The organism is Moraxella sp. E33BD, assembly GCF_041807865.1.
Taxonomy (GTDB): domain Bacteria; phylum Pseudomonadota; class Gammaproteobacteria; order Pseudomonadales; family Moraxellaceae; genus Moraxella; species Moraxella haemolytica.
This window is the reverse complement of sequence record NZ_JBGTZD010000016.1, coordinates 1-25589: the sequence shown is the minus strand read 5'-3', so window position 1 is coordinate 25589 and position 25589 is coordinate 1. Positions and strand designations below refer to the sequence as shown.

Sequence of the window (25589 nt, the reverse complement as noted above, 5' to 3'; positions counted from 1 at the left end):
CGAAATTTTGGGCGGTTGTGGTAAATTTATTGACAATTTTGATGATTTATTGGTATTTATGAATAATTCGCATAGAAAAATTAGCCATTGATTGCTATGATAGGGTAAATTGACTGGTAAGGGGGGTTGTAGCCCCTGTCACATTCAAACCACTTGCGTTTGTATTTCCCAGTTTTGTAGTCCCTGCAGTCAAACTTCCAAGCTTTGTATCCCCTGATACAGTCAAACTACTTCTGGCGGTTAGCGTGCTACCATTAATCGTCAAACCCTTATTAAGTGTCACACTGTTGTTCACAGTCAAATTACCTGCAAGACGCGCAGTACCTTGCACAGTCAAATTACCATTAACAGTCTGGTTCCGAACATTACTGTCATTTGTTTGTGCAGCAGCCATCATGGACAAAGTGGATACCACCGCCAGTGTCAGGGCTTTCATCTTAACTGGCATACCAGAGTTGTTGGTATGGATAGCACAGCTCTTGTTGTGCTTTTTATTGGTTTTTTATTCATAATTTACTCACAAATGATGACTGCTGAATGAAATTCTGCCAAACACTTAAAAGGCAGATACCCATCGCCAAACAGTGCCATGCATTGCTTGGTTTGATCGTGTGGGTGTTTTTTGGTTGCAACTGATTGGCAACCATTCCAAACTTAAGTTTTAGGATTGATTAAAATTGTTGCTAGTATATTTAGCTTAAGAGAGATATTTTACCATAAAGTTGCTTCCGCAGGGGGTAGATAAAATAATACAACAATATTGTTATCTTATTGTTACTATTGATAATGATATTATTTGGTGCTTTTGGTGATGTTATGTCTATTGATGATGAGCTGAGCAGATGTCAGCTCTGGCGGTCATTAGCCAAGCTGTGAGTGGTATTAAGTTTGGCTAAATGTTCATCATTTTTGCTTGAGCCAAGTTTACTGCCTTTGTCATCGGCTGGAATTTCGACATTATGCTGTTTAGATGGTGCATATCCCAAATAGGCTTTGATTTCTTCGGCAGTTTTTAAAAATTGTTCGGCGTGTTCTCTGCTATTTTGCACTAAAATGTATTGATTTAAATCTTGATCTGTTTTATAATTATGGCAAGGGTCAGCATTAGATGGCGAGGGGGGGTAATTGATACCCGAAGCTATCAATAAATTGCTGACCTTTTTTGTTATCCCAATACAGCACATTGTTCAAATCTCTTTCAATTTGGCTTTTGCTTCTACCATACACCGAATTAATTTCTATGCCGTCTTGTTTTTGTGTGACAGACAATATAGCGATGACAGGTTTATCTTTTGTATTTTCTTTTTCAATCAGTTCGGTCAGAACCAAATAAGCGTTTGGATTGCTAGATGTCTGTGCTGACTTCATGATGGCAATTGGATGTTCTAGCTGGCTTGGGTTGCTTTTAAGTCCGAGACGGTGATGTTGTGTTTTCTGATAGCATCTTTTAGTACCGTTTTTCTGTGGATATAGACGGGCAAGTCTTGTACACCAAGCATTTGTAAAACTTTTGGCGTGCTACCCACCCAAATTTTAGAACTATCCAACGGCTTGCCTTCTATGGCGTTATCAATAGCCTTGCCAAAATCATCTGGTTTTTTGTTATTTTTACTCATTTTTGTCACCTAATTTTTGCCACCAATAATATCCCAATCGCCATGTGCGGCAAAATCATCTTCATCAGCAGCTTCGGCACCGATAGATTCAGCGTATTCTGATGATACTTCTAGCACTAACACTGCGGTAGGATCTTCGTCATCGATATCAACATCATTCCAGCATCTTTCGATTAGTGCAGGGGTGGTTGTTCTTCTGAAGCTCGCTACAGTATCATCTATGGTTAAATCTTTTGCTTGTTCTGTGTTCATTGAAAAATCCTTTATTAGTCATGCCAGTGACGCACACTGAGCAGACGAGCAATGTTTAATAGCTTGGCAACGCTGATGTATGAATCAGCGATTTTCTGTGCCTTAATCTCTCTTTGATACACCAAAAAGCCCATCAAAAAAAGAGAGTTATGACACTCTCTTTTTTTGATGAATAAACTTGGGTTATTCGTCTTTGGGTTTTTTGGTCTCAGCCTTAGCTTTGGCTACCTTTGAGCCGGCTTTTCTGACCTCAGATTTTGGCTTGTTGTCGCCTTTGCCTGCGGTTTTTTTGATGCGAGTTTTGGCAGGTTTTGGCTGTGCTAAATTCAAAATCCCCACTTGTGGCAACAGCTGACCTGCGACATTTTCTATCATGTCTTTGTAGCTGTTGGTGCGTTTTTTGGGTTTTTTGGTGCTGTCGTCCGCTTTTGGTGTTGTCGGTTGTTCGGCAGGCTGTTCGTCTTGTTTGGCTTGATGGTTTTTGTCCTCTTGGGGGTCATCAAGCCCATCAAATAAATCGGTGATTTTATTGTTGATGGTCTGTGCGACATCATCAGCTGTTTCTTTGATTTGTTCTATCGCCTTATCTATTTGGTCGAACATCTTTTGATGTTCGCTTGGACTGTCTTGCTCGGTCTGAGTAGAGATTGCCTGCTCTTGCTGGCTGTCATGCTCAGTAGGTGCTTGCTTTGCTTGTGGTGCGTCTTGAACCTTAGGCATCTGAGCTGGGGTTTGTTCAGCAGTTATGGCAGTAGTCATCAAGTCATCTTGGGCGGTGTTCTTGTCGCTTGGTTCTTGATGGTCATCAGATGTGCCGAGCGTCTCGGTGAGCTGACCTCGTGGGTCGTTGTCGGCTCGCTGAGTGGTGCGTGGCAGAGCGACTTCGGTTTTACCCTGTGGCGTGCTGATGCGTGAAGCGACGCTGGTCTGTCTGTCAAATGCTGCCAAATAGTCCTCAGGCAGTGGCACATAACCATAATTGGCGAAGCTAAACACCTCATCAGTCGTTGTACGGTGTTTGGCAACGGCATTGGTGAAGTTGGTGATGAAATCATCGCCCACATTTTGACCTAGCACACGAGTGATGAACTCGCCTGCTGTACCGCTGATGGGGGCAGTGGTCTGTAGAACTGCCATGACGACTCGTGGGTCGTTCGTTGCTTTGTCCATCTGTAGGGCAAGTTTACTGATGCGAGCGTCATGGGTGAACACGCTTTGGGCTACCTGCTTGGGCTGTGTTTGCTCAACCACTGGCTGTTTTGGCTTGTCTTGTTGAAGCGTATCATCAGTTGTTATCTTGTGATTGGCAGGGGCGTGGTCGGCTTGAGCCTGTACAGATAGTGCCTGTGTATCATCAGAGCTGAACTTGGCTACTGTCTCAACCACCGCTTTGGTCGGTGCGGTGTGGCTATCATCATCGCTGATGTCAGCTTGGGCTTGGGTGGTGGGCTTGCTGTTATCTAAGGATAGATGAACCACTTTGCCTGCCGACTCGTTGGTTGGGATTGCTTTGATACTGACCACGACTTCATCAGGATTGCTATGTTCAGCGTGTTTTTTGGTGTGCTGTTCACTGGCTTTTTTGTGGTCTTTTTTAAGATTTCTGTTGTTCTCTGGTGTGAGCGTCTCTTCACGGACTATCTCGCCTCGTGCTTCACGGCGTGAACCGGCTTCTCTTTTTGGATAGGCTGATTCTTCTTTTTTGGGTTTTTGGTCTGTCTTGTCGGTCTTATCTGTTTTTTGGGTTTTTAGGTCTTTGGTCTCTTCGGTTGGTGTTTCTTTTTTGGTTTTTTTGTGTCTGCTTCTACGCTCTTGGGTCTCTTCACGCTCAGCCTTGTCTTTTGTGGGTCGCTGATGTGTTTCTTTTTTTGGTGAGCTGTCTTGATTGATGATGGTTGCCACACCGCTAGCACCCAGACTGATACCACCGCCATTGACGATGGACTCAATGGCGGCGGCGGCACTTGAGTTATTCAATGACCCTGCCAGTTTTGCTTGTGGTTTTGGGGCGAACAGGTTGGATAGCCAAGCCGCTACTTGTGGCTGTGATTGTGGTTCTGCTTGCGTCTTAGGTTGCTTGTCTTGTTTATCTGGTCTGTCGGCGGTCTTTTTGCGATGGTCTGTGTTGGTTTGGGCTTTTTGCCAACGATTTGGCACATCAGCATCGCCAGTTTCATTGTGTGCCTGCCAATTAACTTCATAGCCACGATCTTCCATCTCTTCTTCGGCATTAACGATGCGTTCGTAGCTAGACGGAGCAAAGCCATCTGGGTTGAAGTGTAGGCTAAAGTTTGGACTTTCAAGATGTGCGTGTGGCAAGATGGTGATGCGTGTGCCAGAGTCTTGCTCCAGATAGACCAGACTTTCACGCTTTTCGTTCAATAAGAACGCTGCAATCTCGGTCGGCACTTCTGCTTGGATTTCGCCTGTGCGTTCTTTTAAGGAGATTTGTTCAATCTGACGCATGATGGATAGGGCAAGTGAACGCAAATCACGAATCATGCCATTGCCATGACAGCGTGGGCAGATGTAGCCTGTGGATTCTTCTAGCGATGGACGCAGACGCTGACGGCTCATCTCCATCAGACCGAATTTGGAGATTTCGGCGAACTGTACTCTGGCACGGTCATGGCGAGTTGCATCAATCAGACGCTTTTCAACATCTTTTTGGTGGCGTGGATCGTTCATGTCAATAAAATCAATAACAATCAAACCGCCCATATCTCTTAGGCGTAACTGACGAGCAATCTCATCAGCTGCTTCTAGGTTGGTGTGATAAGCGGTCTCAGAGACATCTGAGCCTTTGGTGGATTTTGATGAGTTGATGTCAATAGAGACCATCGCTTCGGTCTGGTCAATGACGATTGAGCCACCTGATGGCAGACGCACTTCACGCTGATAGGCGGTTTCTATTTGGCGTTCGATACCAAAGCGAGCAAACATTGGTTCATATTCTGTGTATTTACGCAGTTTGTCCAGTTGTGCTGGCATGACAGCAGCGATGAAGTTGGCGGCTTCATTGTAGGCGTGTTCGCTATCAATCCACACCTCGCTGATGTCATCTCGTAGATAATCACGCACGGCACGAGTAACCACACCTGCTTCTTGGTGAACCAAGCAAGGGCTTGGGCGTTTTTTGTTTTGGTCTAAAATAGAGCTCCAAATGTCTAGCAGGTGGTTTAGGTCGTTTTGTAGGTCGTCAAAACCCTTACCAAGCCCAGCGGTACGCACGATGACACTCATGCCTTTAGGAATGGATAAGCTGGCGATGATTTGCTTCATCTCTTCACGGACTTTGCCCGAGATTTGGCGACTGATACCGCCTGCCTTGCTGTTGTTTGGCATCAGTACCAGATAGCGACCGGCCAGCGAGATATAAGTGGATAGGGCAGCACCTTTATTGCCTCGCTCTTCTTTTTCAACCTGTACGATGACCTCATCGCCTTCTTTTAAGAGTTGTTTGATGTTGTCTTCACGCACATTGCCGTGTAGGTATTCTGGGGCGATTTCTCTTAGGGGTAGAAAGCCTTGACGGACCGAACCGTATTCAACAAATGCTGCTTCTAGTGATGGTTCAACACGAGTGATATGACCTTTGTAGATGTTCGCTTTTTTTTGTTCACGAGTGCGGTTTTCTAGGTCAAAATCATACAGATGATTGTCTTTGCAGAGTGCGACACGAATTTCTTCGTTGTGTGTGGCGTTGATTAAAATGCGTTTCATGATGTTCCTTAATGGTATGCTTGGGGCTGCCAAGCTAGGTTAAGCAACATCGTTTGAGTGGGTCGTTGACTGCCTGATGGCGGTCAAAAATACATTGAGTGAGTTGTGCGATTGATTTGATGGTGTATCAAAAAAAATCACCTAAAAGCTGTTGTCTAAAAGTGTTGTGTTGTCTGATGAAGCCACCGTTGTTTTGAGTTTGTATTCATCATGGCGTATCAATAACGCCAATCAATGTATCAAAAAGCCCAAGTGTCATCAAAAAAAGTATGTGATGATGGCGTGCTAATTGCCATCTGGTTATCATTGCTTGCACCAATGATGTCATCAACGGTTCGTCATGCGTTGGGGTTTTCTTGGTCGGATACAGAGTTTGTCTTGTGTATCTGAGCCAACACATGGCGATGTTTTAACAACAATAAAAAAACTTACTAAATTTGCCATTTGGCAAAAACAGCCAAAGGGCGATTCACATCAAAATGATGGGTCGTCTCTCAAACGAATGTTGCGGCATGGTTGCCAAAAAATATATATTGTCGGTTGCGGTGATGGTCAGGTCGGTGTGTCAGTCCGTTCTTGCTGCCTTGCGTTCGCTTGGCGGTTATAAAATCAGGCGTTGTGAACCGATATTTTATAAGCGATTTGACAAATCATCATAGGCAAGCGGTCTCTTTTTGTTGAGAGCTTCGCCTTTTTTTACGCAACATGCTAAACTATACCAAAAATTTACCAATTTTCCTACAAAAAAATAACCATTTTTGGCAAAAACATGAAAAAAACTCAAAATTTCACCAAAAAACCCACCAATCACCGCCCAAGTCACCCAACCAACCAAAGTGCCGATGAGACCATCAGTGATTTTGGTCGTGTTAATTTTATTACCGTAACTGCCAACCAAGACGGTCAGCGTATTGATAATTTTTTGCTTGCTCGCTTAAAGGGTTTGCCACGCTCGCACTTATATAAACTCATCAGAGATGATGAAATCCGCATCAACAAAAAACGCTGTAAGCCACACGACCGTCTCAATGTGGGCGATGTGGTGCGTATCGCTCCCATCAGGCTTTCGGTGCGTGATGAACCTGTGGTGTCTGAGAGTTTTGCTAATGGTCTGCTAGGTAGGGTGATTTTTGAAAATGAAGGTTTGATTGTGTTGAACAAACCGCACGGCTTGGCGGTGCATGGTGGGTCTGGCGAGAGTTTTGGGGTGATTGAGGCGATGCGAGTGGTAACAGCGAAAAAATACCTAGAGCTGATTCATCGCATTGATAAAGAGACATCAGGGTTGTTATTGATTGCCAAAAAACGCAGTGTCCTAAAGGGTTTACAAGAGCATTTTCGCCAAAAAACCATCAAAAAAGACTACTTGTGTCTGGTTCATGGTACGCTGATGGGTAGTCAGCTGATTGATAAACCCCTACTAAAATACACCCTAAATAGTGGCGAACGGCGTGTCAGAGTAGATGAAGCAGGCAAGCCATCGCAGACGAGAATAGAAGTGCTGGATTGTTTTCTTATTGATGGTATGCCAGTGAGTTTGGTGAAGGCAAGCCCTTTGACAGGTCGCACCCATCAGATTCGTGTCCACATGGCAAGTATCGGTCATACCTTGCTTGGCGATGATAAATATCAGTCCAAAAATGAGCAACAACTGGCGGAACAAGTAGGCATCAAACGCCTATGCCTGCACGCTTGGCGGATAGCCGTGCCTATGACAGAGGGCTTGCAGGTGTTTGAGGCACCATTGCCTGATGACATAAAGCACTGGGTAGGCGATGGGTTTTAGGTGGTTATTTGTCTGTACCAATTGTTTGATTGATGACCAATATGGCAAAACGCACAAGCCAACGCACGAACTTAAGGTTTTATCGTATCGGTTATTGGCAATTTAGCGTTTGGATGATAGTATATCAATGATAAGACCAAACGGTTATAAAAAATTGAGAGTTGTTATGAAACCTGTCATGATAGATACCACCGCCCGCCATCAACAAATCGCCCAATCCATCAGTGAAGCAGAGGCACTCGTTGGTCGTGAAGAGCTAATCGGTTCAATTGACTTGGGGTCAAACAGCTTTCATCTGGCGATTGCAAGACTTGATCATGGCGAGATTCGCAAGGTTGCATCCATCTCAGAAAAAGTACAACTTGCCGCAGGTCTTGATGAGAACAATGTGCTGTCAGAAGAGGCAATGCAAAGAGGGTTTGATTGTTTGCATCGCTTCGCCCAACATTTGACCGAAATCAATCCCAATCTACTGCGTGTGGTCGCCACCAACGCCCTGCGTAAAGCAGTCAATGCCCAAGAGTTCATCAGGCGTGCCAATCAGCTACTTCCCAAGCCGATTGAGATTATCTCAGGTCGTGAAGAGGCTCGCCTTATTTATTTGGGTGTATCGCATTCTAATGCCAGTACGGATAAACGCTTAGTCATTGACATCGGCGGTGGCTCAACCGAGTTTATCATCGGTCAAGGCTTTGAGCCTATTGAGATGGAATCTTTGCAGATGGGCTGTGTGTCTTTTACCAAGAAGTTTTTTGCTGGTGGTAAAATCACCGAATCCGCCTTTGAAAAAGCGATGAAAGCCACCCAAACCGAGCTGTTACCCATAGAAAAACGCTACAAAAAAGTGGGCTGGGATAACGCCATTGCTTCATCAGGCACAGCAAAGGCAGCGTTATTGGTCTTACAAGAGTTGGGTCTTGCTGATGAGTTTATTACCCTACAGGGTATGCAAAAGCTAAAACGCTGTCTGATTAAGTTAGGACGCATTGATAAGATTGACTTTGAGGGGGTAAAAGCCCACCGCCAAGCGGTATTTCCTGCAGGTGTGGCAGAGTTGTATGCCATCATGCTAACTTTAGGCGTAAAACAGCTTGGCTATTCTGATGGGGCATTGCGTGAAGGCGTGATGTACGATATGCTCGGTCGCCTAAGCAACGAAGATGTTCGAGATCGCTCTGTGGCAGCGATGGCACAGCGATATTCGGTCAATATTAAGCAAGCAGGGCGTGTGATGGCGACCTGTGCCAGATTGTTTGATGTCGCCAAAAACGCTTTAGACTTTAGTGATGAAGACAAAGACCTATTAAGACGAACCGCCAATCTGCATGAAATCGGTCTTGCCATCGGTCATAGTCATTATCAAGAACACAGTGCTTATTTGCTTGAGTTTTCGGACATTGCAGGGTTTTCACAAGTCGGTCAAGCGATGATGGCACATATCGCTCTTAATCACAGACGCAAACTAAAATCAGAAAACCTAGAGGCTGCCGAGAATTTGGGCGGAAGAAAACTGGTTCATCTGTGCTTGATTTTACGCCTAGCCGTACAAGCAAACCAAAGCCGAACAACCAAAGCCGCCCCCATCTCCTTAAAAATACTTACCAAAAATCATTGGCAAGTAACGGTAGGAGAAGGTCTACACGAGACACTCATCTACTCACAGCTTACCCTAGATGTGGCACAGTTTGCCAAATGGGGGGTGTGTTTGGATGTGATGGCTTGCCCTGGATAATTAGGCACTGATAAAAAAAGATGCCATAAAATAAAAAATATGCTAAACTAACTAAGTTTACATTTGTTCATTGGGAATAAAAAAAAGATGAGTACAGTTTGGGAAAGTGTTCAGCTTGCTCGCCATGCCAAGCGTCCGCTGTTTTTGGATTATGTATCGGCATTGTTTACAGAATTTGATGAGTTGCATGGCGATAGGGCATTTGCTGATGATAGGGCGATTTTGGGTGGGTTGGCTCGTTTTAACGGTGAACCTGTATTGGTGGTGGGTCAGCATCGTGGTCGCTCAACTCGTGAGCGTATCGCCCATAATTTTGGCATGGCAAACCCAGAAGGCTATCGCAAGATTATCCGTTTGGTACAGCTTGCCGAACGCTTTGGCTTGCCTGTATTTACTTTCATTGACACACAAGGGGCGTATCCTGGTGTGGGTGCAGAAGAGCGTGGGCAAGCAGAAGCGATTGCCAAGTCTATTGCTGTATTTAGTAGCCTAAAAACACCCATCATCGCTACGGTCATTGGTGAAGGTGGTTCAGGTGGGGCGTTGGCAATCGGTGTGGCAGATAAGGTGAATATGCTAGAAAATAGCATCTATTCGGTCATCTCGCCAGAGGGCTGTGCGTCTATTTTATGGAAGACTGCCGAAAAAGCCCCTGACGCATCAGAAGCACTCAAACTAAACGCCAATAATCTACACCAGTTGGGTCTTGTTGATGAGGTCATCGCAGAAGGGGCGGGTGCACACGAATCCCCTGAGGTGGTCATGAGTGCCTTAAAAGAACTGTTGGCGTGTCAATTAACACAGTTGTCAGCTTTGCCGACCGATGAGCTGTTAGAAAAACGCTACCAAAGGTTGATGGCATTTGATTCTTCTGTATCTTTGTAGTGATGAATAAATTTATCTATCAAATTTACCCCAAAAAGGCTAGAATATCGCATTCTGGTCTTTTTTTGTGCAGTATGTTGGATAAACTTTCGGATGCTTTTGGGGAGTGCCGTGATTTTTTGGCACATAGGCGGTGCTATCTTGCTTGCAGTGGTGGGCGAGATTCGTTGGCGTTGGCATTCGCTTGCAAACTGCTGTATGAGCAAGGCAAGATTGATTCTTTGCCCACCATTTTACATATCCATCATGGTTGGCAGTGTGCCAATGATGACTGGGCGAAGTTGGTGGCGGATTGGGCGGTGGATAATGGTTTTGATTGCCATATACAACGCATTAGCTTAACGCACGCCAACGAGACCAATGCCAGAGAGTGCCGTTATCAAGCGATGCTTTATGTGATGAATGATGGCGATGTGCTGATGTTGGGACATCATGCAGTCGATCAAGCAGAGACTTTACTCATGCGTCTGATTGATGGGGCAGGCGTGCGTGGACTGTCTGCGATGCGTACTTGGCAAAAAAAACATGATGGGCATAAGGCGGTGTGGTTATGGCGACCGTTATTACATACTGACCGAAAGAGTATCAGTTGTTTTGCCAAAGAATGCCAGTTGCCATATGTTGATGACCCAACAAATACTGACGATGCCCATGTGCGTGGCAAACTGCGTAACCATGTGCTACCCATATTTGAACAGATCAACCCAAAGATGATACAAAACATTGCCCGCAGTAGTCAGTTGCTAGCAGATGCAGATGACATGGTGCAGATGCTCATTGATGATAAACTGTCTGAGTGCAATATCAAACAGCTTGGCTGTCTCTCTAATGTTCAGGTATTGTCGGTTGATAAAGTTGTTCGGTTACCTAAGTCTGTGCAGTCAGCACTCATTCATCGTTGGCTAGCAGTGGGTGAGCCTGTGCCACCTGCTCATCGGCTGATTCATGATATACTGCAGCTGATTCATAGACAAGACACCAATCATCAGACTCGACTATTTTGGCAGGGTGTGTCTGCTTATGTCATCTGTTATTATCAAGGGTATTTATATCGCTATCGTCAGCCGGTTTGGGATTGTTTGATGTTGCCTGCCCAGTCTTGCAATGGTCTGATTTCATCAGGTAAAGTGGTACTAAAAACATTGGCTGATGTATCACTTGTATGGCAAGTTCCTGATGGGTTGCACGGCGTGCCATTACAAGTGGTGGCTTGGGATAGGCAGATGAGCATACCTTTTGGGGGTAGACAACTGTCTGGCAAAAAATTCATGCAGACGCTTGGACTGGCTGCATGGCTAAGACAAAGTGTGTGGGTGGTTTATGCGACAGGTCGCCCTGTATTGCTTGTGAGTGTCAATAGGGCGTGGAGACTTGATACAGCAAGCGAGATGGCAGGCGTGGGTGCTTACTTTGCGTGATGGACGCAGATGGTGTACAATGATGTCATTTAGATACATTGGAAATAACATGAGCATCTTATCAGCAAAAAAAATCACCTTCATCGGTGGTGGCAATATGGCAAATGCCATCATTGATGGACTGCTAAAACTAAAACAGGACAAAGGGTTAGATTTTCAGATTGCCGTATCCGACCGCAATGAGCCAAAAAGAGTCTCTTTTGTTGCCAAAGGTGTGCAGGCGGTCAGCCCTGACGATGTCAATGAAGTTGTGTCTGATGCTGATGTGGTGGTTTTGTCTGTCAAGCCACAAGGGATGCAAGGGGTCTGTCAAGAGCTTATCCCCCATCTGTCAGGTCAGTTGGTGCTGTCGGTAGCGGCAGGTCTGACGGTGGATACGCTGTGTGCGTGGCTGGGCGGTCATCAAAGAGTGGTGCGTAGTATGCCAAACTTGCCATCAGCCATCGGTCTTGGGGCGACAGGAATGTATGCAAAAGCAGATGTTAGCGAGTCGGACAAGGCGGTAGCAGACGCCATCATGAGTGCATCTGGTCTTGTGGCTTGGCTTGATGATGAAGCACTGATGCACGCAGTAACAGCGGCGGCAGGCTCTGCCCCTGCCTACTTTTTTTATATCCTAGAACACATGATTGATAAGGCGGTCGAGCTTGGTCTTGGTACTGATGACGCAAAGGCACTAGTCATTCAAAGCCTTATCGGTGCAGGCGAGCTTGCTAGACATAATGACCCTAAGACCTTGCGTGAGCAGGTAACCTCAAAAGGCGGTACGACCGCAGCAGCTTTGGCTGTCTTTGGCGAGCGTGATGTCGGCGAAGTCATTCGGGCAGGAATGCAAGCGTGTGTTGACCGCAGCATAGAACTTGGCAAGCCGTCAGCTTAGCCTTTGACCATTTCATCTATACAGACAGACAGTTATGAACACGCCACTTTATATTATTGTTAATATGCTCATCAACTTTGCGTTGCTGGTATTATTCATTCGCTTTATGTTTGGGTTTGCCGAGATTGAAGCGAGCAACCCCTACGCCCAAGCCATCAAGCGCATGACAGGTATCGTAGATACGCTATCAAGGGCTGTGCCGAATGTGGGAGCAGGTCGCATCAGTCTTGCTGCTATTTTGCTCATGCTGATGCTGTATTGGCTCAATTTGGCGGCGAATGCGTTCATTCTTGAACGACCCATCAATGAGATTACGCTGTTTTTTGCAGGGACGCTACAGGCGATTATTAAGTTTTTATCAATGATGCGTTATATCATCATCGGTTCTGTGGTGGCGAGTTGGGCGATTATGCTGTTTAATGCCAACCATCCGGTCATACACATTGCCATGCAATTATCCGAACCCATCATCGCTCCCTTTCGCCGTATCATGCCGAATCTGGGTATGATTGATTTATCGCCCATCGCTGCGTTATTTGCATTCATCTTGGCAGAAGATTTTATTGGTATTATTGGGCACAACATTTTATCTAGAATGTGATATTTGGGCAGGTCTGACGGTGTTTTTTGCTATGGCGATTGACCTATTTTTACCATTTTTATTTTTAACTTATTTTTTAGTATTTTAAGTAGCTTGTATCATGACAGTCCAATCCATTCATCAATCAGTCATTGCCAATAAGCAGGGCAAGGCAAAAATCTCCACACCAAGACTTCCCATCGCTCTTGCCATACTATTATCGCTTGTGGCGGGGTTGGTATTTAGTTTTTCGCTTGCTCCGTATTATCTGTGGCCACTTGCCATTTTTTCTGTCATGGGGGTATATGCCTTGCTCATCAATGAGATGAGCACTCGCCGAGCGTTTTGGATTGGGCAGGCGTATGGTTTTGGTGTGTGGGTGGTTGGTGCGTCATGGTTGTACAACTCTATTCATGAGTATGGTCATGTACCAGCGTGGGCGGCGGCGGTGATGATTGGGCTGATGGCACTGATTATGGGGCTGTTTCATGCGGTATCTGCTTGCGTATTTGTGTGTTTTTTGGGTCGTCAGCCACTTGCATTTGCGTCATTGTGGGTGGTGCAAGAATGGCTAAAAACATGGGTGCTTTCAGGCTTTCCTTGGCTGTTTGTGGGATATGCCTTTACTGAGCAGTCGTGGATTTCTGGTATTGCCCCTGTGCTTGGTGTCTTTGGTATCAGCTTTGTGGTGGTGCTGTTTGCCGCATCGGTGGTTGAGTTATTTTACCAAAAAGTTGGATTTTTGGTGCTGTCAATACTTGCCATATTGGTAGGTTTTGTGCTTCAGTCGGTGGATTGGGTTGAGCCTGATGGCAGAACGCTGTCCGTGTCTTTGGTGCAAGGCAATATCTCTCAAGATATGAAATGGCTCACTGACTATCAAACACAGACGCTTGAGATTTATGACAATCTCACAAAGAGCGAGTGGGGGCGTGATGTGGTGGTATGGCCTGAGGTAGCAATTCCGATGTTTCATGATGAAGCCATGCCATTTTTGCAAGACATGGCAAAACAAGCTCATGACAGCCAGTCAAGTTGGATAACAGGACTGCTTTACCGAGACCTAAAGGGTTATGATGAGAATAAACACGCCTATCCACCGATTTATAACAGTGTGGCGGCGATTGATGCTACTGGCGATAGTCTTTACAGGAAACAACAGCTTGTACCATTTGGCGAGTATATTCCATTTGAAGGAATGCTAAATATCCTACCAAATCTGGATAATATGCAAGGCTTGATGAGCATTAGTCGTGGTCATGCCAATCAATCGCCATTGGCAGTGAAAGACCACACCATTGGTGCGGCGATTTGTTATGAGGTCGCCTATCCTGATACCACACGCCATAATGCAAAAAATGCCGATGTGCTAGTAACGGTTTCAAATGATGCGTGGTTTGGCACGACAGCAGGACCTTGGCAGCACCTACAAATAGTGCAGATGCGTAGCCTTGAGACAGGACGATATTTTATGCGTGCTACCAACACAGGTGTAACTGCCATCATCAATCACAAAGGTGGTATTGACGCCATTGTACCGCAGTTTGAGCGTACGGTATTGCGTGGCGAAGTGCCAAGTCTAATAGGTGTGACGCCATTTGTACGCTTTGGTAGTTATCCGATATTGGCACTGGCTTTATTGTTGATTGTATTTAGCTTTGTGGCAAGAAAAAGCAGTATATCAAGCAGCCGCACCCAAAGATATTATACCGCCAAAGGCGTGCGTGATTGATTTTTGGGCTATTTAGTAAGCTTTTTGTACAATAATTCCTTGATATGCGAAAGGAATTGTACAAAAATACAAAAATTGGTATATAATAGGGTAAAGTTTACCCAAACCGTTATCCCAAATACTTAATTTAATTAACCCATCGTTACGACAGGTGATTTATGGCACATGATGCATCAAATAATAACCCAATCAAAGAGTCGGTTACAGCTCTTGTTGGTATCGTTCTTTTACTTGTGATGATTGTTGCTATTGGTATTTCTGCTTTTCTCCGTCCAGCAGGCGAGCATCAGCCAGCAACACCAACTGAACAAGAACAGACTGTAGAGTCAAGCACGGCAGAAGCACAGCCTACTCAAGCGAGCGACACGGCAGTGGCTGAAGCTCAAGATAAACTTGAGCAAACGGCAGAAGATGCCCAAGCACCAACTCAAGCAACAGCAACTGAAGATAAGCCTGCTGCTCAGACTGCACCAGCAGACACCACCAATACCGCTCCAACGCCTAAGGTGGCAGAAGACAAGCAAGCTACTCAAGAAGAAGTTGCTGAAACGGACAAGCAAAAATAAGCCTGATTGTTATTAGGATAACTTAAAGAAGCATTCTTGATTTTTAAGTTATTTTTGCAGATAAAACCTTGCTAGATGAGCAAGGTTTTTTATTTGTATTTATCATCAGGCAAATCCAAACAAGTTGTGATAGAATAACCAAGCATTTACTATCAATTGTCATTGATTATCAATCTTAACAATTCCCAAAAAGGAGCGGATATGACAACCAACATCCATCGTGAGCGTGTGCAGAGTCTTCGAGCTGTGATGCAGTCGCATCAAATTGACGCATTGATTATCCCATCGGCTGATCCGCACATATCAGAATATTTGCCTATCTATTGGCAAGGTCGTGAATGGGTTTCTGGGTTTACAGGTTCTGTAGGCACTTTGGTCATCACCCAAGACTTTGCAGGGCTTTGGACGGATGCACGCTATTGGGTACAAGCACCCATACAGCTTGAAGGTACAGGCATCGAACTTAAAAAAATGACACAAGGGCACCCAACTTTTGGTAAGTTTTTGGCAGAAAATCTACCAAGTGGTGCGACGGTTGCGATTGATGGGGCGGTGCTGTCTGTATCGGAGAGTACTACTTTATCTGAGATTTTTAAGGACAAAAACATTAAACTTGCCACCGAATCTGATCTGTTGCAGTCAGTATGGCATGAGCGTCCTGCCTTGCCAGATAGTCCAATTTATCCGCACGGTGAGTTGTTCATTGATGAATCTGCTACTGCTAAGTTCGCCAAAGTGCGTGCCAAGATGAGTGAGTTGGGGGCTGATCATCATCTGATTTCTAGTCTTGATGACATCGCATGGCTGACCAATCTGCGTGGTAGTGATGTGTCGTTCAACCCTGTTTTCTTGTCGCACTTACTCATCAACCAAGATTGTGCAACTTTATTTGTTCATCAAAATAAACTAAATGACGCAGCAAAAGCAGTACTACTGGCAGCAGGTGTTCAGATTGATGATTATGACAATGTGTCTAAGGCGTTATCAATGTTATCAGGCGTGCTACTGATTGATCCTGCCAAAGTGAGTGTCGGTACGCTAAAAGAGGTAGGTGGGCTAAGCGTTGTACATGCCACCAACCCAAGCACCGTATTTAAGGCGGTCAAGACCACATCAGCATTGACCCATATTCGCCAAGCGATGCGACAAGATGGAGCGGCGTTGTGTGAATTTTTTAGTGAATTTGAAAAACGCATCAAAGAAGGTGTTGCCACCAGTGAGCTTGATATTGCCGATATGCTGACCGAGGCTCGTAGTAAACAGCCACACTATGTTTCGGCAAGTTTTGATACCATTGCTGGCTTTCAGGGCAATGGGGCAATCGTCCACTATAAGGCGACCCAAGCGTATCATGCCAATATCAAAGGTTCTGGATTGCTACTGATTGACTCAGGGGCTCAGTATTATAATGGCACAACCGACATTACTCGTATGGCAGGCGTGGGCGATATCAGCGATGATGAAAAGCGTGATGTTACTTTTGTTTTAAAGGCACATATTGCCCTAGCCATGGCGGTTTATCCTGTGGGTATTTTATCGGCTGAGATTGATGTACTGGCACGCAATCAGCTATGGCAACAGGGTCTTGATTATGGGCATGGCACAGGTCATGGCGTGGGTTATTTTCTAAATGTTCATGAAGGTCCACAAGTCATCTCTCGTACTGCACCTGTGTTGCCAGAACGCACCCTGCAACTTGGCATGGTTACCAGTAATGAGCCAGGGTTATACCGTGAGGGTAAGTGGGGTGTTCGCCTAGAAAACCTAGTAGCAACCATACCTGCTCATAGCACCGAATATGGTGAGTTTGCTAAATTTGAAGACTTGACCTTATGTCCGTTTGACACTCGCTTGATTTTGCCCGAGCTATTGACTGCTCAAGAAAAAGACTGGTTGAACAACTATCATCAAAAAGTGCATGATGAGCTACTTGATTTGGTTGATGGTGATGCTAAGGCGTGGCTCATTGAACGCACGCAGGCGATTTAAGCGGTGCTTATCTTGACCCAACCCAAAATCCGTCCAAAAAGGGCGGATTTTTAGGGCTTGTCTTAAGCTAGGGCTTAAGACTTAGGACTGTGCCATCAGTCTGATAATCGCCCCCACCTTGTCGGTGCATTCTTGGTATTCATCAGCCATATCAGATTTGATGGTAATGCCGCCACCTGCCCAAAGCTCGCATTTGTTGGATTGTTGTAAGGTGCGAATCAATACATTCCACACGCCTGACCCATCAAAATTTAGATAACCCATTGTCCCACAATACGCCCCACGAGGTGAGACTTCTAATTCATGAATAATCTCACACGCCCTTTTTTTGGGTGTGCCTGTGATAGAGCCTGCGGGCAAAGAACCAAATAACACTTCCAAAGAATGCGTATGATTTAATTGTGCTGTGATGGTGCTAACCATATGATGAATATTTTTAAAACTCTCAATGGCAAAGCGTTTTGGGGTTTTTACCGTGCCGATATGGGCGTATTTACCCAAATCATTACGCAGTAAATCCACAATCATCAAGTTTTCGCTGATGTCTTTTTCGCTATTTGCCAGTTCATTTTTTAGTTCATCATCAAGCACAGGGTCGCTGTGTCGTGGGCGTGTGCCTTTGATGGGCTTGGTGGTAAGATGAATGTGATTGTTTTTTTGATAAAACTCAAAAAACAACTCTGGCGATACTGACAAAAGTTCAAAACCATTTAATGACAAATAACCTGCAAAAGGGGCATTCATCGTTCGCCCCAAAATGGGCAAAAAACTTGCCAAGTCGGTCAAATCTGCTTGCCAACTTTGGGTTAGGTTAATTTGATAGGTGTCGCCTGCTTTGATGTATTCTTGAACTTGATTAAAAGCATGGGCATAATCCACCTTTTGCCATGATGGGACAAATTGGGCGGATGTTGGTTGTGGTAATTTTTGATTGAGTAAATCGTTTAATGTAGCTTTTACTTCATCAAAAATGCACACATCATCATTCATGCCAATCAAGCTAAATCCATGTTCGCATGGCTTTAAATAAATATCATAATGCCCAAAATAAGCACAAGGCTGATTTGGCTTGATGGCAATATCAGCATTTAATTCATGAGCGGACAGGTCGTAACCAATAAAACCCATCAAGCCATGTGTGTAGTCGCCTTGATGTGTGGGTGTGATGGTTTGGTTCTGGCAATAGGCGATAAGCTCGTTTTGCCAGTCAGTATAAGTAGATGTATAGCGTTGAGATTTGGTATGGCGTGCTTGTCTATCTATCAATAGCGTATCTGTAAAAGTCGCTATCCATGATATGACAGGGTGAATGCCGATGACAGGGCGGTGATTATTGTTTAAAAAACACACCTGCCAATCAGGGTGATGTGTGGCAATGAGTGCGACCAGTTGGCTTGGGGTGTGCGTAGTATGAATGGGGTATGTGAGCATGGTGGAAGTGAATAGACTGATGACAGGCAAATTGTAAAACAAAATAGGAAAAAGAAAAAGGGGCGGTTGATGAGTTTACTTAGCTCATTTATTCATTTAAATTAAAAGACGCCAAGAACGGTTGTAAGAACTTTTACTCAATGAATAATCTAAAAGGGCTATGATTTTTTTCACAGCCCTTTTGATTGTTAGCCTTTAAACTTTTTTACCACCAAGGCCGAATTTGTTCCACCAAAACCAAAGCTATTGCTCATGGCGGTGTCAATCTCGGTTTGGCGTGTGGTCTGAACGATGTCAAAAGGCTTGGCTTGTTCGTCCATGTTGGTGATGTTAATGCTTGGGGCGATAAAATCATGATTCATCATCAGCACGCAATAAATCAGCTCTTGTACGCCCACCGCTCCTAGGCTATGCCCCGTCATGGATTTGGTTGAGCTGATTGGCGGGGTTTTGTCCGCACCGCCAAACACGTCTGAGATGGCGTGCAACTCAGTGATGTCGCCTAGTGGCGTACTGGTGCCATGCGAGTTTACATAGTCCACCGTGTCAAGCCCTGCTTGAGCCAGTGCGATTTGCATACAGCGAGTTGCCCCTTCGCCACTGGGTGCGACCATTTCCGCTCCGTCTGAGGTCGCTCCATAGCCCACGATTTCGGCAAGAATTGTCGCTCCACGAGCCTGTGCATGCTCTAGACTCTCCACGACTACCATGCCACCACCACCTGCGATGACAAAGCCATCACGAGTGGCATCATAAGGACGGCTTGCGGTGGTAGGTGTGTCGTTGTACTGAGTACTCATTGCTCCCATGGCATCAAACATACACGATTGCGTCCAATGCTCGCTCTCTCCACCGCCTGCCAACACCATGTCTGCTTTGCCAAGCTGAATCAGCTCCATCGCATGACCCACGCAATGGCTAGATGTGGCACAGGCAGATGAAAGTGAATAACTGATGCCCTTAATCTTTAAACCAGTGGTTAGCGTTGCTGATACTGTGCTACTCATGATTTTTGGGACAGAGACCGCCCCAACACCACGAAGTCCTTTTGCTTTCATGTTGTCCACCGAATTGACCACATCGGCGGTGCTTGCTCCGCCAGAGCCAGCCACGACCGCAATGCGTGGGTTATTGGCGATATCATCTACACTTAGCCCTGCATTTTTTATGGCAGCAAGTGCTGACACATAGGCATAAAGACTGGCATCTGACATAAAGCGTTTTAGTTTGCGGTCAATGGCAGAGGTATCAAGTAGGCTTTGATCAATCGAGCCTGATACGCAAGACTTAAAGACGTTATCAGCATAGCTTTGATTGTAAATCAAACCAGACTTTCCAGTTTTTAGGCTGTCGGTAACAGTGGCTAAATCATTGCCGATATTTGAGACAATGCCCATGCCTGTAATCACGACTCTTTTCATGGTTTTTCCTTATCAATTAAATAAATTGCCAAGTGTCTCAAAGTTTACACTTGTATTGGTGCTATTGTAACAAATTATTTAACGCATGGGAAAAGTTTTCTAAAGTATTCCGTGTATTTTTTCTACGGATTCTTACTTATCTAAACGCTCTGTAATATTTGATTGATATAGTAACAATTTGCCTAACTTTTTATTTAGCGAAATTGGTGTGTTTATGTTACTCTTTAATGGTTAATTTTTAAGGAGAAAATCATGTCAAACACACCAAAAACCGACAATTTAGACCAATTTGCCGAAGCCCTAGAAAATACCGATGGTGTGGAGGTTGTGGGTCATGTAGATATTGCCAACAAATCAGTGCAAGATGTACTGGTGGTAAAAGGATCTGTCAAAGAAGAAGTGGATCAAAAGGCAGATAAAGCCGAAGAAGCCAAAGCGGTGGAAAAACAGGCTAAAGAACTGATTGAATCAAAAGCAGACATTGCCAAAGAAAAAACCAAAGAAATAAAAGAGGAAATTAAACAACAAACAGCTGACATAAAGACTGATATTGATGATGTCAAAGATAAGGTTGTTCATCAAACTCAAGCAGTCAAAGAAGTGGTACAGGGTCAGACTGAGGAGTTAAAGGTAGATACCACAGAAAAAATCACCAACTTAAAAGAACAAATCGAGGATGTGGCAGCCGACACCAAAGTAAAAGCCGAGCAAACTTTAGAGACTGCCAAAGATAAAGTAGATACAGTTAAAGGCGAGCTTCAAGAAAAAGCAGATGAGTTAAAAGAAAAAGCAGGGGATGTCATTAACGATGCCCAACAAAAAGCTCAAACGGTCATTGGGGATTTTAAACAAAAAGCTCAAGAGGTGTTAGAGCAGGGCAGGGAGAAGGCGGACGAAGTAAAAGACCAGCTTCAAGAGGTTTTTGAGGAGGTCAAGCAAAGCACTCAAGACCGAGTAGATCACATGGCTTACCAGATTGAAACTCAAGTTGAAAAAATTCAAGCTCAAGGCGAGCAATCTTCACAAGAGAGCCAGTCTTTGCTTGGCAAGATTGGTGTTTATCTGCGTGGTACGAACGCTTCTTTTACTAAGGATTTTACCCCAGTGGATTTGGGTAGTGGTGATTTTGGTGAAGATGCCTTTAGAATGCAAGCATCAACCATTGGTTCGCAATTATTTGGTGGTAGGCTTGCTAAAGCACAGTCTTTGGTGGGTAAGGTAGTTCCAAGCATGGAGGCGGGTAGTTTATCAAAAAAACTCTTTGATAAGGCGGCGTATTGGGCGAACAACTGGGCAAAAAAAGACCTACAAAAGGACAGTCGCTTTGATAAGCTGTCAATTTTAACCGATGCTGAGCGTGATGATTTTGCACGAGATATCGCCAATCAGAATCGAGCGTTAGCGGTGATGGGCGGATTGTCTGGGCTGTTTGGAGTAAAAGGCGTCATTGCAGATACCGCATGGCTACTGATGGTATCGTTAAAGTCTGTTTATCAGATTGCACTGATTTATGATAAGCCTTTGGTGGGTGCAGAGGGTGTAAAAATTGCCTATGGCGTGTTGTCTGGTGCAAACCTAAGTAAGCTACAAGAAAAACAGGTCATCTTAACTGCACTTGCCTTTGGGAATGTGTTTTTTATCAATGCTCAAGATTCAAGTCTAAAGCAAGAGCTTAAAAATATTGGGCTAAAATACCGTACGACTGATAATTTTGCCAAGCAGCTTGATGATTTTTCACGATACATTGATATTGATAAGCTCAATGTTAGTTGGTTTACACGAATCTTGCCGATGGCGTCAGTGGGTGCAGGCGTGTATTATAATCGTGAGCTCATTGAAGAAGTGCTAGGTACGGCAATGGCAACTTTTTGCCCAAGACGCCCACATCTTTTGACGGACAGCACTCAAAAAGACAACGAACAAGATAGCTAAACTTCTTCATGACTGATAAGAAAATGGCACAAGGGTGGATGATTTTTCATTCGCCCTTGTATCTTTTTATCTTTTCATCTATAATATATTGCCCCTAAATGGGGAGAGTCGGCTATTTCATTAGATTAGCCATATTGTTAATAACGGGAGAAATTGCCAATGGCAACCACAAACCAACTTATCCGTAAGGGTCGTAAGACCATTACCGAAAAGTCGAAAGTACCTGCACTACAAGCATGCCCACAGCGTCGTGGCGTATGTACTCGTGTATATACTACGACTCCAAAAAAACCTAACTCAGCCATGCGTAAAGTGTGCCGTGTACGCCTAACTTCTGGCTATGAAGTATCTAGCTATATCGGCGGTGAAGGCCACAACCTTCAAGAGCACAGTGTTGTACTAATCCGTGGTGGTCGTGTAAAAGACCTACCAGGTGTTCGTTATCACACCGTGCGTGGTGCACTTGACTGTGCGGGTGTTAAAGACCGTAAGCAAGGCCGTTCTAAATACGGTGCTAAGCGTCCTAAGGCATAAGCCTAAAGACATTTTTTGCGTATTTAGGGTGTGGTGTGCCCAGCCCATTTACGCAGTAAGGCTGGTTAAGCTAGCTTTTATACCAGATTATCCTGAAGATATAAGGAAACTATTATGCCAAGACGTCGTGTCGTCGCTGCCCGTGAAATCCTACCAGATCCAAAATTCGGCAGCCAAACCATCGCAAAATTTATTAACCATGTTATGGTAGATGGTAAAAAATCAGTCGCAGAAAAAATCGTTTACGGTGCACTAGAAACTGTTGCCGCTAAACGCAATGTTGAAGATCCTGTGGCTTTCTTTGAAGAAGTACTAGAGAGCGTTCGCCCAACAGTAGAAGTTAAAGCTCGCCGTGTGGGTGGTGCAACCTACCAAGTACCTATGGAAGTACGCCCCTCCCGTCGTACAGCCCTAGCAATGCGTTGGTTGGCTGATGCTGCTGCTAAGCGTTCTGAAAAATCAATGGCTCTACGCCTAGCAGGCGAGCTAAATGATGCTGCAGAAGGTAAAGGTGCTGCCATTAAGAAGCGTGATGATGTTCACCGTATGGCAGACGCTAACAAAGCGTTCTCGCATTTCCGCTTTTAATTTTATTAAGAGTGTATTTAGCCTTTTTCAAAAAGGCATGGGTTGGGTGTTTGCCATCTGACCCAATGATAAGTCTGGTGGTCATGGTTTATTAACAGACCATTAGACACCAAATTTAATCAGAATTTTTCTAGGAAAAATTATGGCTCGTAAGACTCCCTTAAATAGATATCGTAATATCGGTATCTCAGCTCACATTGACGCAGGTAAAACCACCACGTCAGAGCGTATTTTGTTCTACACAGGTAAAAGCCACAAAATCGGTGAAGTGCATGAAGGTGCTGCAACGATGGACTGGATGGAGCAAGAGCAAGAGCGTGGTATTACCATTACTTCTGCTGCAACCACCTGCTTTTGGTCAGGTATGTCAGACCAATTCCCAGAACACCGCATTAACCTAATTGACACCCCGGGCCACGTTGACTTCACCATCGAAGTTGAGCGTTCTATGCGTGTTCTTGATGGTGCATGTATGGTTTATTGTGCGGTTGGTGGTGTACAACCTCAGTCTGAAACTGTATGGCGTCAAGCAAACAAATATAGAGTGCCTCGTTTGGCATTTGTTAACAAAATGGACCGTACTGGTGCAAACTTCTTCCGTGTGGTTGAGCAAGTAAAAACTCGTCTAGGCGGTAATCCTGTGCCAGTGGTTGTGCCAATCGGTGCAGAAGACAGTTTTGAAGGTGTCATTGACCTACTAGAAATGAAAGCCATCATTTGGGATGTGGAATCTCAAGGCATGAAGTTTGAGTATGGCGACATTCCTGCTGATTTGGTTGATATCGCTGAAGAATGGCGTAACAACATGGTTGAGGCAGCTGCAGAAAGCTCAGAAGAGCTGATGGACAAATACCTAGAAGAAGGCGATTTGTCTCGTGAGGACATCGTTGCTGGTTTGCGTACTCGTACTTTGGCATGTGAAATCCAGCCTATGCTATGTGGTACTGCCTTTAAAAACAAAGGCGTTCAGCGTATGCTTGACGCAGTCATCGAGTTCCTACCTGCTCCAACTGATGTTGAAGCCATCAAAGGTATTTTAGATGATAAAGACGAGACCGAAGGCAGCCGTGAATCTTCTGATGACGAGCCATTTGCTGCACTTGCGTTCAAAATCATGAACGACAAATATGTAGGTAACCTAACCTTCGTTCGTGTGTACTCAGGTGTTGCTAAACAAGGCGATAGCGTGTATAACCCTGTTAAGATGAAGCGTGAGCGTATTGGTCGTATCGTTGAGATGCACGCCAACAGTCAAAACGAAGTTGATGAAGTTCGTACAGGCGATATCGTAGCATTTGTCGGTCTAAAAGATGTAACCACTGGTGATACCCTGTGCGACAACGATAATGTCATTACTCTTGAGCGTATGGAATTCCCAGACCCAGTTATTAGCTTGGCTGTTGAGCCTAAGACTAAAGCTGACCAAGAGAAGATGTCTATCGCTCTAGGTCGTTTGGCAAAAGAAGACCCTTCATTCCGTGTGCGTACCGATGAAGAATCAGGTCAAACCATCATCTCTGGTATGGGTGAGTTGCACCTTGACATCATTGTTGACCGTATGAAGCGTGAATTTGGTGTTGAAGCCAATATCGGTGCACCACAAGTTGCTTACCGTGAAACCATTCGTCAAACCGTTGAAGTTGAAGGTAAATTCGTTCGCCAAACTGGTGGTCGTGGTAAGTTTGGTCATGTTTGGTTACGCCTTGAGCCACTTGACCCAATGGGTGAAGTTGAGTACGAATTTGCTGAAGAAATCGTTGGCGGTGTTGTACCTAAAGAATACCATGCTGCGGTCGATAAAGGTATTCAAGAGCGTATGAAAAATGGCGTTCTAGCAGGCTATCCTGTAGTGAATATTAAAGCGACGCTATATGATGGTTCTTACCACGATGTTGACTCTGATGAATTGTCATTTAAGATGGCAGGTTCTATGGCATTCAAAAAAGGCTTTATGCAAGCGTCTCCAGCACTGCTTGAGCCTATCATGAAAGTTGAAGTAGAAACGCCAGAAGACTACATGGGCGATATCATGGGTGATTTAAACCGTCGCCGTGGTATGGTTCAAGGTATGGACGATTTGCCTGGTGGCACCAAAGCCATTCGTGCTGAAGTACCATTGGCAGAGATGTTTGGTTATGCCACTCAAATGCGTTCTATGTCTCAAGGTCGTGCAACTTACTCTATGGAGTTTGCAAAATATCAAGAAACTCCGAAGAATGTTGCTGACGAAATCATCAAGAAGTTCACCGCTAAAGATGACGACGACGAGTAATTCGTTGCTTGCTTGATCTAAAGCTATGATACGCTTAGTTGTATTTGATAATTGAGCGTATCATAAATCAGTTAATCATTTGCTGGATAATCATTTATCTTAAGCATTCTAAAAAAGGAATAATATCATGGCCAAAGCCAAGTTCGAACGTAACAAACCACACGTAAACGTAGGCACCATCGGTCACGTTGACCACGGTAAAACCACACTAACTGCTGCTATCGCTACTGTTGCTGCTAAGCACCACGGTGG

Annotated in this window: 23 protein-coding genes and 1 pseudogene; 16 read left to right on the top strand and 8 right to left on the bottom strand. The window is 44.7% G+C overall.

Annotated elements, in window-relative coordinates; genetic code table 11:
* Nucleotides 1–94: 94 nt before the first annotated feature.
* The 6 genes from ACERC6_RS09445 to ACERC6_RS09420 all read right to left on the bottom strand — a co-directional run bounded on the left by ACERC6_RS09445 (nucleotide 95) and on the right by ACERC6_RS09420 (nucleotide 5591).
* On the bottom strand, nucleotides 95–436 hold the full coding sequence (locus ACERC6_RS09445; RefSeq protein WP_373628844.1) for a hypothetical protein: 342 nt from the start codon (nucleotides 434–436) through the stop codon (nucleotides 95–97).
* 409 nt (nucleotides 437–845) lie between these two features.
* Complete coding sequence (locus ACERC6_RS09440; protein ID WP_373628843.1) at nucleotides 846–1049, bottom strand: hypothetical protein; 204 nt, start codon at nucleotides 1047–1049, stop codon at nucleotides 846–848.
* A 55-nt stretch (nucleotides 1050–1104) separates the two neighbouring features.
* Nucleotides 1105–1368 (bottom strand): hypothetical protein, encoded by a 264-nt coding sequence (locus ACERC6_RS09435; RefSeq protein ID WP_373628842.1) that lies wholly within the window; start codon nucleotides 1366–1368, stop codon nucleotides 1105–1107.
* A gap of 17 nt (nucleotides 1369–1385) precedes the next feature.
* Nucleotides 1386–1616, bottom strand: coding sequence for a hypothetical protein (locus ACERC6_RS09430; protein WP_373628841.1), 231 nt, complete (start codon nucleotides 1614–1616; stop codon nucleotides 1386–1388).
* Between the two features lie 9 nt (nucleotides 1617–1625).
* Nucleotides 1626–1868, bottom strand: coding sequence for a hypothetical protein (locus tag ACERC6_RS09425; RefSeq protein WP_373628840.1), 243 nt, complete (start codon nucleotides 1866–1868; stop codon nucleotides 1626–1628).
* 183 nt (nucleotides 1869–2051) lie between these two features.
* A complete protein-coding gene (locus ACERC6_RS09420; protein WP_373628839.1) occupies nucleotides 2052–5591 on the bottom strand; it encodes an Rne/Rng family ribonuclease in 3540 nt (1179 codons plus the stop codon).
* Between the two features lie 234 nt (nucleotides 5592–5825).
* Here ACERC6_RS09420 and ACERC6_RS09415 point away from each other — a divergent pair, with 234 nt between their 5' ends.
* The 11 genes and pseudogenes from ACERC6_RS09415 to ACERC6_RS09365 all read left to right on the top strand — a co-directional run bounded on the left by ACERC6_RS09415 (nucleotide 5826) and on the right by ACERC6_RS09365 (nucleotide 17159).
* Entirely contained in the window at nucleotides 5826–5981 is a 156-nt protein-coding gene (locus tag ACERC6_RS09415; protein WP_284673453.1) for a hypothetical protein, read from the top strand.
* Nucleotides 5982–6070: 89 nt separating this feature from the next.
* Nucleotides 6071–6250 (top strand): hypothetical protein, encoded by a 180-nt coding sequence (locus ACERC6_RS09410; RefSeq protein WP_373628838.1) that lies wholly within the window; start codon nucleotides 6071–6073, stop codon nucleotides 6248–6250.
* Nucleotides 6251–6296: 46 nt separating this feature from the next.
* Nucleotides 6297–7377, top strand: a pseudogene (locus ACERC6_RS09405) (RluA family pseudouridine synthase).
* 166 nt (nucleotides 7378–7543) lie between these two features.
* Complete coding sequence (gene ppx, locus ACERC6_RS09400; RefSeq protein WP_373630523.1) at nucleotides 7544–9109, top strand: exopolyphosphatase; 1566 nt, start codon at nucleotides 7544–7546, stop codon at nucleotides 9107–9109.
* 87 nt (nucleotides 9110–9196) lie between these two features.
* A complete protein-coding gene (locus ACERC6_RS09395) occupies nucleotides 9197–9994 on the top strand; it encodes an acetyl-CoA carboxylase carboxyltransferase subunit alpha (protein ID WP_284673449.1) in 798 nt (265 codons plus the stop codon).
* A 74-nt stretch (nucleotides 9995–10068) separates the two neighbouring features.
* Nucleotides 10069–11412, top strand: coding sequence for a tRNA lysidine(34) synthetase TilS (gene tilS / locus ACERC6_RS09390; protein WP_373628836.1), 1344 nt, complete (start codon nucleotides 10069–10071; stop codon nucleotides 11410–11412).
* Nucleotides 11413–11461: 49 nt separating this feature from the next.
* Nucleotides 11462–12292, top strand: coding sequence for a pyrroline-5-carboxylate reductase (gene proC / locus ACERC6_RS09385; protein ID WP_373628835.1), 831 nt, complete (start codon nucleotides 11462–11464; stop codon nucleotides 12290–12292).
* Nucleotides 12293–12326: 34 nt separating this feature from the next.
* Nucleotides 12327–12893, top strand: coding sequence for a YggT family protein (locus ACERC6_RS09380; RefSeq protein ID WP_373628834.1), 567 nt, complete (start codon nucleotides 12327–12329; stop codon nucleotides 12891–12893).
* A gap of 100 nt (nucleotides 12894–12993) precedes the next feature.
* Nucleotides 12994–14604 (top strand): apolipoprotein N-acyltransferase, encoded by a 1611-nt coding sequence (gene lnt, locus ACERC6_RS09375; protein WP_373628833.1) that lies wholly within the window; start codon nucleotides 12994–12996, stop codon nucleotides 14602–14604.
* A 158-nt stretch (nucleotides 14605–14762) separates the two neighbouring features.
* On the top strand, nucleotides 14763–15170 hold the full coding sequence (locus tag ACERC6_RS09370; RefSeq protein WP_373628832.1) for a hypothetical protein: 408 nt from the start codon (nucleotides 14763–14765) through the stop codon (nucleotides 15168–15170).
* Between the two features lie 201 nt (nucleotides 15171–15371).
* On the top strand, nucleotides 15372–17159 hold the full coding sequence (locus tag ACERC6_RS09365) for an aminopeptidase P family protein (RefSeq protein WP_373628831.1): 1788 nt from the start codon (nucleotides 15372–15374) through the stop codon (nucleotides 17157–17159).
* An 81-nt stretch (nucleotides 17160–17240) separates the two neighbouring features.
* Here the strand turns inward: ACERC6_RS09365 and ACERC6_RS09360 are convergent, their stop codons facing one another.
* A complete protein-coding gene (locus ACERC6_RS09360) occupies nucleotides 17241–18590 on the bottom strand; it encodes an anthranilate synthase component I family protein (protein ID WP_373628830.1) in 1350 nt (449 codons plus the stop codon).
* Between the two features lie 188 nt (nucleotides 18591–18778).
* Entirely contained in the window at nucleotides 18779–20011 is a 1233-nt protein-coding gene (locus tag ACERC6_RS09355) for a beta-ketoacyl synthase N-terminal-like domain-containing protein (protein ID WP_373628829.1), read from the bottom strand.
* 252 nt (nucleotides 20012–20263) lie between these two features.
* Between ACERC6_RS09355 and ACERC6_RS09350 the strand changes: the two genes are divergently transcribed.
* The 5 genes from ACERC6_RS09350 to ACERC6_RS09330 form a co-directional block, all read left to right on the top strand.
* On the top strand, nucleotides 20264–21943 hold the full coding sequence (locus ACERC6_RS09350; protein WP_373628828.1) for an EcsC family protein: 1680 nt from the start codon (nucleotides 20264–20266) through the stop codon (nucleotides 21941–21943).
* A 159-nt stretch (nucleotides 21944–22102) separates the two neighbouring features.
* A complete protein-coding gene (rpsL, locus tag ACERC6_RS09345; protein WP_029102685.1) occupies nucleotides 22103–22477 on the top strand; it encodes a 30S ribosomal protein S12 in 375 nt (124 codons plus the stop codon).
* A 114-nt stretch (nucleotides 22478–22591) separates the two neighbouring features.
* On the top strand, nucleotides 22592–23065 hold the full coding sequence (gene rpsG, locus ACERC6_RS09340; RefSeq protein WP_036364066.1) for a 30S ribosomal protein S7: 474 nt from the start codon (nucleotides 22592–22594) through the stop codon (nucleotides 23063–23065).
* Nucleotides 23066–23207: 142 nt separating this feature from the next.
* A complete protein-coding gene (gene fusA, locus ACERC6_RS09335) occupies nucleotides 23208–25337 on the top strand; it encodes an elongation factor G (protein WP_284673438.1) in 2130 nt (709 codons plus the stop codon).
* Between the two features lie 127 nt (nucleotides 25338–25464).
* Nucleotides 25465–25589: GTP-binding protein (locus ACERC6_RS09330; RefSeq protein ID WP_254596949.1), on the top strand; the 125-nt coding region annotated here is incomplete at its 3' end.